15 protein-coding genes are annotated in these 13,927 nt (G+C 36.2%); 4 read left to right on the top strand and 11 right to left on the bottom strand.

Going from position 1 to position 13,927, the window contains the following annotated elements:
- Positions 1-55 precede the first annotated feature (55 nt).
- The 4 genes from AC07UM_RS01115 to AC07UM_RS01100 all read right to left on the bottom strand — a co-directional run bounded on the left by AC07UM_RS01115 (position 56) and on the right by AC07UM_RS01100 (position 3,340).
- Positions 56-979, bottom strand: a complete 924-nt coding sequence (locus AC07UM_RS01115; protein ID WP_494682867.1) for an ABC transporter ATP-binding protein — start codon at positions 977-979, stop codon at positions 56-58.
- A gap of 88 nt (positions 980-1,067) precedes the next feature.
- Positions 1,068-1,445 carry a GxxExxY protein gene (locus AC07UM_RS01110; protein WP_494682868.1) on the bottom strand — a complete coding sequence of 126 codons (378 nt, stop codon included), beginning with the start codon at positions 1,443-1,445 and terminating at the stop codon, positions 1,068-1,070.
- Positions 1,446-1,782: 337 nt separating this feature from the next.
- Positions 1,783-2,754, bottom strand: coding sequence for an iron chelate uptake ABC transporter family permease subunit (locus AC07UM_RS01105; RefSeq protein ID WP_494682869.1), 972 nt, complete (start codon positions 2,752-2,754; stop codon positions 1,783-1,785).
- 25 nt (positions 2,755-2,779) lie between these two features.
- On the bottom strand, positions 2,780-3,340 hold the full coding sequence (locus tag AC07UM_RS01100) for a TlpA family protein disulfide reductase (RefSeq protein WP_494682870.1): 561 nt from the start codon (positions 3,338-3,340) through the stop codon (positions 2,780-2,782).
- A gap of 33 nt (positions 3,341-3,373) precedes the next feature.
- On the opposite strand from AC07UM_RS01100, the gene AC07UM_RS01095 reads away from it, so the two are divergent.
- On the top strand, positions 3,374-4,498 hold the full coding sequence (locus tag AC07UM_RS01095) for a 2Fe-2S iron-sulfur cluster-binding protein (protein ID WP_494682871.1): 1,125 nt from the start codon (positions 3,374-3,376) through the stop codon (positions 4,496-4,498).
- Between the two features lie 56 nt (positions 4,499-4,554).
- Positions 4,555-5,112 carry a SanA/YdcF family protein gene (locus tag AC07UM_RS01090; RefSeq protein WP_394337108.1) on the top strand — a complete coding sequence of 186 codons (558 nt, stop codon included), beginning with the start codon at positions 4,555-4,557 and terminating at the stop codon, positions 5,110-5,112.
- Here the strand turns inward: AC07UM_RS01090 and tamL are convergent.
- A complete protein-coding gene (gene tamL / locus AC07UM_RS01085; protein ID WP_494682872.1) occupies positions 5,109-7,718 on the bottom strand; it encodes a translocation and assembly module lipoprotein TamL in 2,610 nt (869 codons plus the stop codon). The two genes, AC07UM_RS01090 and tamL, sit on opposite strands and share 4 nt — an antisense overlap.
- Between tamL and AC07UM_RS01080 the strand changes: the two genes are divergently transcribed.
- Positions 7,704-8,429, top strand: a complete 726-nt coding sequence (locus AC07UM_RS01080) for a TrmH family RNA methyltransferase (protein ID WP_494682873.1) — start codon at positions 7,704-7,706, stop codon at positions 8,427-8,429. The genes tamL and AC07UM_RS01080 overlap by 15 nt on opposite strands.
- A 76-nt stretch (positions 8,430-8,505) precedes the next feature.
- Here AC07UM_RS01080 and AC07UM_RS01075 read toward each other — a convergent pair whose 3' ends face one another.
- The 5 genes from AC07UM_RS01075 to porQ all read right to left on the bottom strand — a co-directional run bounded on the left by AC07UM_RS01075 (position 8,506) and on the right by porQ (position 11,597).
- Positions 8,506-9,006, bottom strand: a complete 501-nt coding sequence (locus tag AC07UM_RS01075) for a phosphoribosyl-ATP pyrophosphatase (RefSeq protein WP_494682874.1) — start codon at positions 9,004-9,006, stop codon at positions 8,506-8,508.
- A 3-nt stretch (positions 9,007-9,009) separates the two neighbouring features.
- Positions 9,010-9,318 carry a phage holin family protein gene (locus AC07UM_RS01070; protein WP_103234809.1) on the bottom strand — a complete coding sequence of 103 codons (309 nt, stop codon included), beginning with the start codon at positions 9,316-9,318 and terminating at the stop codon, positions 9,010-9,012.
- Between the two features lie 80 nt (positions 9,319-9,398).
- Positions 9,399-9,749, bottom strand: a complete 351-nt coding sequence (locus AC07UM_RS01065; RefSeq protein ID WP_494682875.1) for a YtxH domain-containing protein — start codon at positions 9,747-9,749, stop codon at positions 9,399-9,401.
- A 96-nt stretch (positions 9,750-9,845) separates the two neighbouring features.
- Positions 9,846-10,520 (bottom strand): (d)CMP kinase, encoded by a 675-nt coding sequence (cmk, locus tag AC07UM_RS01060; RefSeq protein WP_124531164.1) that lies wholly within the window; start codon positions 10,518-10,520, stop codon positions 9,846-9,848.
- Positions 10,521-10,604: 84 nt separating this feature from the next.
- Complete coding sequence (gene porQ / locus AC07UM_RS01055) at positions 10,605-11,597, bottom strand: type IX secretion system protein PorQ (RefSeq protein ID WP_494682876.1); 993 nt, start codon at positions 11,595-11,597, stop codon at positions 10,605-10,607.
- Between the two features lie 167 nt (positions 11,598-11,764).
- On the opposite strand from porQ, the gene pyrH reads away from it, so the two are divergent.
- Entirely contained in the window at positions 11,765-12,472 is a 708-nt protein-coding gene (gene pyrH, locus AC07UM_RS01050; protein WP_109738992.1) for a UMP kinase, read from the top strand.
- Between the two features lie 83 nt (positions 12,473-12,555).
- On the opposite strand, the gene AC07UM_RS01045 is transcribed toward pyrH, so the two are convergent.
- Positions 12,556-13,914 (bottom strand): lipase family protein, encoded by a 1,359-nt coding sequence (locus tag AC07UM_RS01045; RefSeq protein ID WP_494682877.1) that lies wholly within the window; start codon positions 13,912-13,914, stop codon positions 12,556-12,558.
- Between the last annotated feature and the right edge of the window lie 13 nt (positions 13,915-13,927).

Raw genomic sequence — 13,927 nt, 5'->3', positions numbered from 1 at the left:
ATTAGCATAATACTATGCATGCATAGTATATGAATTAATCAAATAAAATGTAGTATTAATGAATGTTTGAAACTAAATTGATGATTTTTTCAAAAGATTCACATTGATAAGTATCCGAATCCTTAGTAATTACCCAAAAGTCGTTCTGAAACTTGAAATTAAGGTCAGACAGGTCTTTTTGGAAGTTTTTTTGAAGCAGAGAATACAGCATTTCCTTATGAAACTGTGGTGCGGAGATAAAAGGAGGAATAAAGGTCTCGTTGATTTGAAATAGTGATACATTGGTAAGTTCTTCATGCTGAAGCAAAATATCTTCAACAATTCCCGAATACAGATGGTTTTCCTTTACATACCATATTTTATCTGCAAATTCTTTAGCCAGTCTCCAGTCGTGAGAAGAAAATAAGATGAGTTTATTCTGTTCTTTGGCTAATTTTCTGAGAGTTTTGAGAATAATTAATTTATTTTTTTCGTCCAAATGAGTGGTGGGCTCATCCAAAATAATAATGGGAGAGTTTTGAGTAATAGCCCGTCCTATAAATGCTTTTTGAAGGTTTCCGTCTGACAGATTTTTTAGGAGGGTATATCTGTATTGATTCAAATCCAATTCCTCGATAATATGGGCAATTTCTTCGCGGTCTTCTTTTTTTAATTCAAAATAAAAAGGGTAGTAGATGTATTTTCCCAGTGAAATAAGATCCTCAACCGTATAATGCTGCGGAATAACCGATTTTGAAAAAACAATCGCAATATTCTCGGCAATTTCTTTTACAGAAAGACTCTTTACATTCTTCCCATTAATAGAAATCTCTCCATTCAATAAAGGGAGCTGATGCAGAATAGATTTGATCAGTGTTGTTTTTCCTACCCCATTATTACCAATCAGCAGGCATACATCACCAAGCTTCAAATCCGCATTGGCATTGGAGATTAATGTTGTGTTGTAGCCGATATTTGCCTGTTTGATCTGTAAGTGCATGGTTGAAGCTGGTTAAGCGCAAAATATTTTACAAAAATAGTGTTTTAAGGCGCAAGGAATTTGATTTTGCCAAATTTTTATACCGTTTTTATAGGTTATTTACAATTCTTGTCACCCCATTTTTGAAAACATCAGATTGAAAGTTAAGCAACAAGCCTAATTTACAGTTTGTCATTTTTAAATAAGTTAGAAGTTGCGCTTTATGAGTGGAGCTAATGTAATGGACAGTTTTTATTTCTAAAATTAATTTGTTTTCAATAATCATATCAAGTCTGAAAGCATTCTCTATTTTCAAATCTTCATAAATGATGGGACAAAGTTTTTGTTTTTCTACCATAAACCCCGATTTTGTTAATTCATAGAACATACATTCTTCGTAAACATGTTCAAAGAGTCGTGCTCCAAGTTTTTTATGAATCTTTAAACCGGTTTCAAAAACTACTTTTGATAATTCATTTTCTGTCATTTGTGGTGTTTTGTTGAATCTAAATATATGAATTGTTGGTTAATAATTGAGAGACGGAAAACAGTAATCTATGGTATATAAGAAAATTAAAAATCCTCAGAAAGTGTGAGTGTAGTTTATTGATACAAGGTGTTGGGTAAACGCAAAGGCACAAAGGTTTGTAATACGTTGTGTATATTTTTAAGGTGCAAGAAAATCAAATATTTTCAGCAAGCGTGTGTGTATAATTTATGATTTAAATATGCAGTTTTCAATTTTATCGGAGATAAAATCTTTGCGCCTTAAAACTTACAGATTGGATAAAAAATCTTTGCGTCTTTGCGATTTCCAACAAAAATTATACTTTATTCTGCTTCAAAAGCATCATCAAAATCACTGGAATTCCAAATACAGAGCTTATTACATTCAAAGGGATCTGTGTTTTTTCTGCAATAACTGAGAAAAATAGCATGATCAGTATTCCCAGAAACATATTGAGAATCCATTGCTGCCATAATTTTGATGGGTTGTAAATGAGTCTGCAAAAATGAGGAACAATGATTCCGATAAATAGGATAGGACCTAGAAATGCAGTAATAGAAGCTGAAAGAAGAGAGGACGCTACTATTATTAATAGTTTTAGTTGTTTCAGATTTACTCCTAAACTTTGTGCATAAGAGTTCCCAAGAGAGTTTCCAATAAGAGGCTTTATCGCTCTGAAACAAATAAAAAGACCTATAGATACTAAGATAAACAGTACATAGATCTGGTTTCTGGTCACCATATTATTAGCTCCGAAAGACCACAAAATATAATTTTTCAGGCTTTGATTTTCTGCATAAAACTGAAGCAGGGATACAATTGCTCCCGCAAAAGCTGAGACAAGAAACCCGAAGATAATAAGATAAGATTTGTCCTGAAACCTGTTAGACATTGATAGAAGAATCAGCATTAAGAGTAAACTTCCACCAATAGCTGATAAGCTTAGAAAACTATTCTGTAAAAATTCAGGCAATAGAATAGTATGGGAAAAGAAAATATAAAAGGCGACTGATAAACTGGCGACCGAAGTGATTCCCAATATATCGGGGCCAGCCAGGGGATTTTGAAAATACTCCTGCATCAGAAAACCTGAAGTAGGAATTGAAATTCCGGCAAGCATCATCACGAGAACGCGGTTGATACGGATTTCGGCAATCTGATGATGAGCAGAATCTTGAAAAAAGTCCTGGAAACTTAAACTTAAAAATCCTGTGTTCATATTAATGACAGCACTTACAATAATTGCAATCACGAATAATAAACATAGGATTTTAAATCTTTTCGACATGATTCAGAAAGAGTTCAGTCTATTTTTATTGTAAGAAAGAATCGATTTTTGAATTCAATACATCTTCCGTCATCATTCCCAGATATTCATCGGTTTTATCTCCTTTTCTCATGAAAGTAAAAGGGATAGAACCTCCGTCCCATTGCTTGAAGTTATTATGAAAGAAGTTTTGATCTAATTTTTGTCCATCCAGCAAGATAATATTCCCTCCTAACTTGTTTTCTGTTGCAAAATTTTTAACAGCACCAGCCCATTCTGTCTTATCATCAAGATTTACGAAAGTGAATTTTACGGGTTTCCCTTTCAATTCCTCCATTTTACTTTTAAAGCTTGGAATTTCTCTCATACATGGACCACACCAGGTGGCAAAAAAATTGGTAACATATAATGTATCATTATTTTTGGCTAAGTGCAGGCTTACATTTTCAGGGGAAAGTTCTTTAGGAAGTTCTGTACTTTCCTTAGTATCTGTAGTTTGAGATACTGAAAGAGAATCTGTAGCTGCTGTGTTTTCAGTTTTCTGACCTTCTTTTTTACAGCTGTACAGTGCAGTAAGAAGTAACGTGGATAAAATTATCTTCTTCATAAATTATTTTTTATCTATTTTTGAATTGAAGTTATGGAACAACAAATCTATAAAGGGAAACTAATACAGTTTCATCCGTTAAAAATAGCGAAAAAGGAAGAGCTGACCAAAAATACTTTTTCTCTGGAGTTCGATATTCCTGAGAATTTAAAAGAAAATTTCAGGTTTGAGGCCGGGCAGTTCGTCAGTATACGATTTCAATCACATGGGAAAGAGGTTATTAATGATTATTCAATGACTTCGGCTCCTTATGAGGGTAAAATAAGTCTTGGAATAAAGATAAATTCCTCTGATGGTGCAACTTCTCAGCTGTTTGAAAATTATAAGGCTGGTGACAAGCTTTGGGTGAGTGAACCTGCCGGAAGATTTACATTGGTGTCCAAGCCAAGTGAATTCAGAACAATTGTTGCTTTCTCTGCTGGTATAGGAATTACTCCTATTTTGAGCCATTTTAAAAATATTCTTCATACCGAACCGAGAACGAGGTTGTTTTTGTTTTTCGGAAATAAAAGCTCCGATGAGCTGGTCTATCGCGAACAGTTGGATCATCTTGCCAGAACTTTCGGAGACAGGCTTCAGATATTTTACTTTTTTTCACAGGAGAAAACAGGAGATCAGTTCTTTTACGGCAGATTAGATGAAAAGAAATTGCACCTTATCATCAATCAAATCCTTCATTTGGATGATACGGACGAAGAGTCTACAATCTGGGATGCTGTAGATGAAGTGCTGATCTGTGGAAAAGGAGAGATGATCAAAACATTGGCTAATGCCTGCTATCACCACGGGATTCCAAAGAAAAATATCCATTTTGAGCTTTTTGAAGAATTTAATGATGATATTTATCCTGTAGAAAGAGAATTCCCTCTGATTGAAAATATAGAAGTGGAGTTTACAATATTCGGCAAGAAATACACGGCTCAACTTCCTGATAATAAGGATAAAATCCTTCAACAACTTTTGATTCAGAAGTTTCCGGTTCCTTATTCCTGTAAGTCTGGAATTTGTGGAAGCTGTGAATGTTCTTTGGATGAAGGAGAAGTGGAACTATTGGAAAATGAATATCTTACCGAAAAGGAAGAAGAGCAAGGGCATATTTTAGCTTGCATGTCTATTGTGAAAAGTAAAAAAATAAAGCTTAACTTTGATCTTAGTTGAGAATTATTAGGAACATATTTAACCTTGGCTTTATATCATTGGAATTGGGAATTCTAATGATATGTTTCTGTAATGTATGGGTATTTGGTCTTACCAACGGGCGAACCTATACCAAAATATCAAAAATTCCCCCCAGAGAAGTTGCTTTGGTTTTGGGAACATCTCCTAAAATGAGATCCGGAAAATCGAATCCCTACTTTACGAAAAGAATGGATGCGGCAGCGCTTCTCTACCATCATGGTAAAATCAAAAAAATTATTGTGAGCGGGGAGAAGAGTAAGGGATACAATGAACCGGGAGCGATGAAAAACTACCTGATCTACCAGGAGGGTGTTCCGGAAGATATTATTGAGGAAGATCCAAAGGGCTTCAATACTTATAAAAGTATTCTTCGTTGTAAGGATGTTTATAAAAAGAAAAATGTCATTATCGTATCTCAGGGATTTCACAACCTAAGAGCGTTGTTTTTTGCGAGAAATAATGATATGAATGCGTTGGGATTTGATGCTCAGGATGTAACAAAATCTGAAAGCTTTTACAGAAATCAGGCGAGAGAAATCCTCGCCCGTGTGATTGCTGTAGTGTATTTTATTTTAGGCGTTTCTCCGGATTAGAAAGGATATCCGAACGCAATATTGACTGTTGGTTTGAAAGGTTGGAAATTTTTAAATCTCCATCGGTCTCCTTCAGGTTTATTCGGATCATAGATCTTATAGGCAAGGTCAATTCTGGCGGTAACATAAGCTATGTTTAATCTTAATCCGAACCCGCTTCCGATACCCACCTGTTTCCAGAACTTATTGAATTTAAATTCATCTCCAAATCCGTCATTATAGTTACGAAGACTCCATGTATTTCCGATATCTGTAAATAAAGCCCCCTCATACGTTTTATTGAAAGGAATTCTATATTCAATATTGGTAGTAAGCTTTAAATTGTCTGTCATATAGGTGCGGACTCTTTCATCCACCTGAGAATCTGCAGGACCTAATCCTCCAAAGGCTACCCATGCCCTGATATCGTTGGAACCTCCGTTGAAGTAAGATTTGATAATCGGCATATCGCCAGAGTTTCCATAGGGTATTCCAACTCCGATAAACTGGCGCAGTACCAATGTCTGGTTTCCATTAAACTTGAAATATTTTCTTGTATCAATATCAAATTTTACAAACTGTGCATAAGGCAGTCCGAAAATGGTTCTTTGCGGGCCGGTAACAATACCTCCGCCGTTATCTTTTTTATTGAATAAACTTAAGATGTTACCTGCAAGCTCAACTTTTCCATTAAAATAAAATGCATTTGGATATTCTTTTTTTCCGATTTCACTGTATACAAAGTTATAGATCATTGAAGAAATAAGGACATCCTGAGTTTGTCTGTCTTTGTTGACCAGGGTTCCGGTAAATGCCGTTAAAAGATCTAATCCCTGCTGATTGAGACTTCCATGGTAAGCATCATTCTCAATGATCTTTTTGGAAACTTCATCTACAGTAAGTTTTCCATTTTTATAATCTTGTCCGGTTTGTGCCGTTTCCGGGTTAAACATAAAATAATTTCCGAAAACTTCATCTTTTACCTTTCCGTCATTCACAAAGTAATCGTAGTATGCATCTTTATTTTTAGTCAAACTGACCTGAGTATTGAATAAGGTAAGCTTATGATATACCTGATCATTGACACTTGCCTGGTAATTCAGTCCTGTATTAAAGATAACCCTTCCCAAACCAATATTGTTCTGTATGGATGCTCCCAGCAGAATAGATGAAGTAGGAGTGTATCGCTTAGGGATGAATTTATAATAATTAAAAGGAAGCAGCAGTCTCGGGAAATTCAGAGAGGCCTGTGCTGATATTTCATAGGCAGCCACTCTTTTATCAATATCCTTCGTACTTCTGATAGAACCAAATGTTCCTGAAAGGCTTGTAGAAAGGTTTTCTGCTCCTTTAAAAATATTTCGGGTAGTAAGGTCTACAGATGGAGAGATTCCGAGATTCAAAATTTGAGAATAATTAACATCTGTCCCCACTTTAAGCTCATATTTCGGAAGTGGTTTCAATACATATAAAACATCGACGATGCTGTCATTAGGAGAAGTCATTCCACCTTGTCTCAGAGAATCTCTTGCCTTGACGATACTAAAGTTGTTCATCGCTAAAAGGTTTCTCTTGGTAATGTCCAGCTTGGTTTGGTCAAAAACCTTTTTACTGTCCGGAATAATAGCTCTCCATATAGATGAAAGCTTATATTTATCATTTAGTGTATGAAACCTTATTCTTCTTAAGCTGTCTTTCCTGGTGTTTTTAGGGTAGTCACCAGGTTCATCAACGATGGCAACATCAATATTTCCAAAAGTGGCAATCTTATAAGGCGTGTCCAGTGAATCTTTATGAATTTCCAATGTCAAAGGAACCTGTTTTTTGCTTTTAAGAGAATCCGCAACAAAATAGACCTCATCATTGAAGGCGTTGAATTTATAGAATCCAAACTCTCTCATCAGGTCAGTAATCCTGGTTACTTCTCTTTCCAATACAGTCTGATCCAGGATATGCCCGGATCTCACAAGACTTCTGTTCAGATTATAGTTGTAGTAGCCCTTGATTCCCTGATCCGGAATATTGTAATAATAATCCTTAATCCGGGTAGGCTCGTTATGTTTAATAGAATAATTAACAGATGCTTTTTTAGACGCAGAGTCCAGGGAATGTTTGAATGTTACGTCAGCATCCCAATATCCTCTGTAGGTAAGTCTTTTTTTAATAGATTCAGCACTTTTTTCACTTCTTGTTTGATCAAGAATTACCGGTGGTGTTCCCCAATTGTGCAATAAACGATCAAAAAGGAGACTTTTTCCAACACTGCTTTTCATGTTGTATTTAAGGAATAAAGAGTCTCTCAGCTTCTGATTTCTCATCTCACCGGGATAGGTCATATATTCATTAAGTATGGTGTCATATTTCGGCTGAGCCATATTGTATAAAAGGAGACTCAATGGCATGAAGAGAAATTGCTTTTTGTTGGGTTTCTGCTGAATGTAATCTTTGAGCTCTTCGTCAAAAAATTCTCTCTTATCCTCGAACGCTAAATTGTTCTTGGTAAGGAGGTATTCGCCCTCAGGAACTTTTTTTGTCGTACTACAAGCATAAAGGAGACCAACAAATGTTGCAAATGAGATAATTTTATAATATTTTTGAGGAGAATTCTTATAATGCTTACAGCTCATACAATAAAAGTTTTACAATCTTTAGATAAAAAGAAGTTCAGACAAAAATACAATTTGTTTTTGGTTGAAGGTAATAAAATCATTTGTGAACTTTTTAATTCTAACTTTAAAGTTAAAGAAATATTATCAACCGATCCGCAAAAATTGGACCGGACTGATATTCCTATTACTCATATCTCTGAAAATGAATTGAAAAAAATTAGTTTCCTTAAAACTCCAAAAGATTCCATAGCGGTATGTTATCTTGCTGAGGAAGAAAAAATGGGAGATAAGAATATACAGTTGATTTTGGATGGGATACAGGATCCGGGGAATTTAGGAACAATTATACGACTGGCGGATTGGTTCGGAATTGAACAGATTATCTGTAGTGAAGACACGGTGGATTTCTACAATCCAAAAGTGATTCAGGCCACCATGGGGTCTTTTACCAGAGTTAATGTCGTTTATACCGATCTTGTAGAATATCTTTCTAAAACAGAAAATGTAAATGTCGGAACGGATATGGAAGGGGAGAATATCTATACTTTTGAAAAACCGGAAAAGATTAATCTGATTTTAGGAAACGAAGGAAACGGAATGAGGCCGGAAACAGAGAAACTTCTGCAAAAAAGTATCAGTATTCCGAGGTTTGGAAAATCCCAGTCTACAGAAAGCCTGAATGTATCTATGGCTGCCGGAATTATTTTGGGACAGTTATTTTCAAAATAAAAGCTAAAAACTAGAGGTTAGAAATGAATGTAAATCACGGGATATTCTCTAACTTCTAGTTTCTAACCTCTAACTTTTATATCAATTGTTCCAAACTGGAAACACTTTTATTCTTCTGATATACTTCCATCTTTTTTCTGACATACTTCAGTGCTATAGGAGCAAGATAAATCAATGCAGCACCAATCAGTTTTTTCTTCCAATTGGAGCTTTTCATATTGTTTTTGGCATAGTTTCCAACGATAGCGGTAACTCCCAGCTTAACGAGGCTGTCTGTAATATTTCCTCCTTTGAAGGCGGAACTTGCAAGCCCTACGGCTGTGTTTTTGTTGATCAGAAGGTCTTTTACTTCTGAAGTCAGTTGTCTGGCAATGACATCTTTTCTCAATACCACTTTCTCATCACCATCTTCATCTACCTTTTCCTGCAGATACTGATCACTTAAACCATTGGTAAATGCACTTAAGCTTTCCTTCGTGTTTTTGAAGGTAAGAAGATTTTCCAGATCACTTATTTCCCCTTGAAGCAGTTTTTTCTTTCTTCTTAATTCTTCTATGCTTTCGTATTTTCTGCCCATAGTTTAATGATTTAAAAATTTAATAACCTGATCTGCAACAGCATTGACAATCTTATTTTTGAAGGCAATGACAAAGGCCATTACAAGTGCATAAAATGCAGCAACAATTAAGAATCCGTAGGAGTAATTATCCAGTGCTTTTCCGATAAGAAAGGCTATTCCAAAATTGAAAAGGATAATAAAAAAAGCAAAAGCAACAAGGAGTACTACAAAGTAGGTAATGAGACCAGCAGAAAGAGATGACTTTTCAGTAGCTTCAATTTTCAGAAGATCTATTCTCTTGGAGGCATATTCTTTAATAGTTTCTATCATTGTTTTTTTTTAAAGTTACAAAAAAAGGAACTTTCTCACAAAAGTTCCTTTCTGTAATTTACTTAAAAAAGATAAATTACTTATTTTTTTAGATCATTCAATTCTGCTTCTACATCCTTTACTACATCTGCCGTTTTAGCAACAATTTGATCTTTGTATTTGTCATATCCATCTTTCACAGTATGTGCCACGGTGCTTGCCGTTTCTTTGAAAGTAGAAGAAATATTGCTGTACTGGTCTTTCACTTTTTCAGAAACCTCTCCGTATTTATCTTTAGCCTGATCTTTAAGATCATTTGCTTTATTTTTAATTTTTTTTCTGGTTTCTTTACCTTCTTCCGGTGCGTATAACATTCCTAAGATTACACCTGCCGCAGCACCTGCAAGAAGTCCTGCCAATATACCCGCTGTATTATTTTCTTTTCTAGACATTTTAAGTTTTTTAATAATTAATAATAAGATTAGTTTTTACAGTAATAAAACTTACAATTTGTATACCAAAGGAGGCTTTATGCCTATTAAAAATTGTTAAATCTTTTCAATGTGAGATAAAATAAGATCTATAGTTTCTTCTTTGGTTAATGCTGAGTTATCAATAACAATAGCGTCCTCAGCCTGCTTCAATGGGGCTATTTCACGCTCGCTATCGATCTTGTCTCTTTCAATAAGGTTCTGCTTTACCTGCTCTTTATCTGCTTCAATTCCCAGTCCTTTTAATTCCAGAAATCTCCTGTTGGTTCTTTCGTCAATACTGGCAGTAAGGAAGAATTTATAGTCCGCATTTGGCAGAACTACTGTCCCTATGTCACGTCCGTCCATAATAACACCGCCTTTTTCTGCCAAAGAACGTTGTGATTGCAGCAAAAAGTCTCTTACCTCTTTCTGCTTGGCAACCAGGCTTACATTGTCAGATACTATATTGGTGCGGATATCTTTAGAAATATCAATATCGTTCAGGAAAAGAATAAGAGTTCCGTCGTTGTTTTTGAATTCAAGTTTGATCTGGTCTAAAGAAGAGAATAATCTGTTGAGATCAATCTCGCTGTTTTCATTCAGACAATGCTGCAATGCATACCAGGTAACTCCTCTGTAAAGTGCCCCTGTATCCATATGAATAAGTCCAAGTTTATCAGCAATGATTTTGGAGATAGAACTTTTTCCGGTAGACGAGTACCCATCGATAGCAATTACAGGTTTTTTCATACTGCAAATTTCAAGATTTTTTCTTAAAAATCAAGGGGAAGTAAAAAAAAATCAGAATAATTAAGAAATTTTCTTCCAGGCAGATTATTCTCCTCTGTGGCTGGAAAGGTCCATGGAAATCCCTATCTGATTGACGTTCGAAGAGTTGTGATATCTTACGTGGGCATAATCGATACGGAATCTGGAAACTTTAACTCCAAATCCGGCAGAAAGTCCTGAGAAGTTTCTTTGATCTGCAACAGCCAGTTCATTTCCTCTTTTCACATTGTATCCCAATCTGATATTGAAATTCTTTTCCGGAAACAACTCTGCTCCCAATGAAAAGTGATCTGCAATTTTTCTGCCGGCATTCACTTTCTGTCCGTCAAGATTATATTCGGAAGAAATATCGAATTTCTGAAGATCGTGTGCTGTAATCGTGATCGCAAGAGGGAAGTTCTTTATTATTTTGGTATATCCCAAATCAATTCTGAAAGGAAGGTTTTCCCTTTCCCCGTTGAATGATTTCAACTGGAAACCAAAATTTCTCATAACAAGAGAAAGTACTTCTTTGGTCTTTTTATTATGATAGGTAACTCCCGCAGTTCCTGAAATAGCGGAAGAAGTATAGTTGTCAATTTTTGAGGTAACAAAATTAAGTCCTCCACCAATCGTCCAGTCTTCTTCAAACTGGTAGGCATAGCCTGCACCAATAGCGACATCCGAAGCTTTGAATTCTCCATTTTCAAAACCACTTTCATCCGTTCTTGGAATACTTCCATAGCTCATATATCGGGCATTGATGGTAGCCATGTGGCCATTTTCAAAGTCTTTGGCATAAGCAATAGTACCGTATTTCGAATCGGCAAGATAAGCCGTTGCGTTGACGGAAAGCTGTTTGTCGGAATCTTTATTTAACAGGGCAGGGTTTGCAATAGCAAAGGAAACATCATAATCTCTTATCGAAATTGCATCTCCACCCAAAGCAGCCTGTCTTGCAGATACAGGTACATTTAAGAACGGATAAACATTTGTTCCTGTTTGTGCATAAGAAACAATTCCTGATAGAAATAATGAAAAAATGATAATTTTCTTCAACTCAATTTATAATTAATGCAAAAATAATCCTTTTTCGTACTTTTCAAAATATTTCTTACATTATTTCTATTTAAATATTTTTCTTCTATCAATATCTTTAATGATTATATTTGCAAAATCAAATTCAGGGGAGACCCATACTAATAAAAAGTTACTAAAAATAAAAGATGAAATATAAAAGAATCCTTCTGAAACTAAGCGGTGAGGCCTTAATGGGAAACAGACAATACGGTATTGATAACGAAAGGCTGCAAGAATATGCTGCTGAGATCAAAACAGTAGTAGAAAAAGGCTGTGAAGTGGCGATCGTGATTGGAGGAGGAAATATCTTCCGTGGTGTAGCAGGAGCTGCAAAAGGAATGGACAGAGTGCAGGGAGATTATATGGGAATGCTGGCAACTGTAATCAATGGAATGGCTTTACAGGGAGCTTTGGAAGATGCAGGAATCAAGACAAGACTTCAGTCTGCTATCGAAATGGATAAAGTAGCTGAGCCTTTCATCAAAAGAAGAGCAGTAAGACACCTTGAAAAAGGAAGAGTAGTGATCTTCGGAGCAGGAACAGGAAACCCTTATTTTACAACAGATACCGCTGCTACTTTAAGAGCCATCGAAATAGGTGCTGATGTAATCTTAAAAGGAACAAGAGTAGACGGAATCTATGACAGCGATCCTGAGAAGAATGCCGATGCTGTAAAATACAATTCATTATCTTTTGATGAAGTATTTGAAAAGAACCTTAAAGTAATGGATATGACTGCCTTTACTCTAAGCCACGAAAACAAATTACCTATCATCGTATTCGATATGAATAAAGACGGGAATTTAGAAAAAATTGTAGACGGAGAAAATGTAGGTACTTTGGTTGATTTATAATCAACGTTAGCTGAAAAAAATATAATAAACACCTGCCACGATTAGCGTGGCAGGTGTTTCTGTTTTTATAATAGTTTTAATACTTATTGGTCTGCTTCAACATTTTGTGTGGCACTTTCCTTTTCAACCAAAACATAATTAGAAGAAATCCACCCAATGATCTGACTTATTATTTTCATAATCATTTCAAATTCGGAGACAGCAGTTACTCCCGGTACCAGCTTCAAAACGTCTGGTTTGGGTAATGGCTGTTGTAAAATAAGACCTTTTACTGGTGGATTAGGCCCTATTGCAGGAATACCATTATACATCCCCACATGTTGTACTGATAACTGGAGCATGTAGTCTTGCAAAGTCTCAGGAGGTGTTTTGATGCTAATAGAGGAGCTGCTTAAGTGTTGGAGTTGACCTGGAAGCGATTGGTTTTGTATTCTTGTATAACTGGCTTTTGAATTTGAAGAATCGGCAATAGCCATCGTTTGTAAGGCCTTTAATATGGAGGCCGTCATATGGGTAGGGGCCTGGCCATATATAGTTGCGATTTTCCCAAGTTCTGATACCGGCCATGCATGAGGTACAACGTCCAGATCATTCCAGTGCATCGTATTCCAGCTTTGGTAAGGGCCTGTTTGTTGCTGCCATCCTGGAGGCAACGGTGGAAATTTACTATTGAACAGATTGGCAAATGCTGCCTCACCCGGTGTTGGTCCGGCGGTAGGATATACAAGCGTTACCCCGAAAGCATTTAGATCGTTATTTTCTTTAAGATAAAGAGCAAGAGTAGGAGATAAGGCTCCTGCAAGACTATGTCCGCAAAATATAATAGCTGTACCCGGCTCCGGATTTAAGCCTGCAAGAAATTGCTGCAGTGTGGTATTGGGTGAAGCTGCAGAAGACGGACTTTCAAGTCCGAGAAGGATACTTATACCGGTAGCAGTTCCTTTTGAAATATAAGGGTCAGTACCATTATACGCTGATGGAGCGAAATTGGAAGGGTTGTAAGTTGTCCAGTTCACAACTTCAGCTACCGAAAAATCCTCTGTTTCCCAGTCATAAAGGGAGGAAGGGTTCGTTGCTGCAATCGCTACAACATACGTAGGCAGTGTAGGACCTCCCGGAAATGCAACAGCATTAGACTTAGCTACATATAATGCATTATCTGCAACACCAGTAGGAACACCCTTTTCATTTTTTTCTTCGATCAAGGCTGGGCCCCAAACAAGATCCCAGCTTCCTAGTTTTTCCAGAACTGAAGGATTGGCTGTTGAAGGGGTTTTCTGGTCCATTATTTTAACCGGAGGAACATTGTTAAAATAATAAGATAAATCATACTGAAGTTGTTGCTGTAGTTGGATACCAAAACCGTTGTAGCCTCCGGCACGGTTGGCAAGACCTGACATAGCAAAAACTTGCTGATAGGCGTCTAAAGATGGATTTGTCATAATGTGATTGGTT

It is taken from the genome of Chryseobacterium sp. GW821-FHT04C04, from assembly GCF_059420365.1.
Note: the sequence above shows the minus strand (reverse complement) of the source record. Positions and strands in the feature narration are given on the sequence as shown.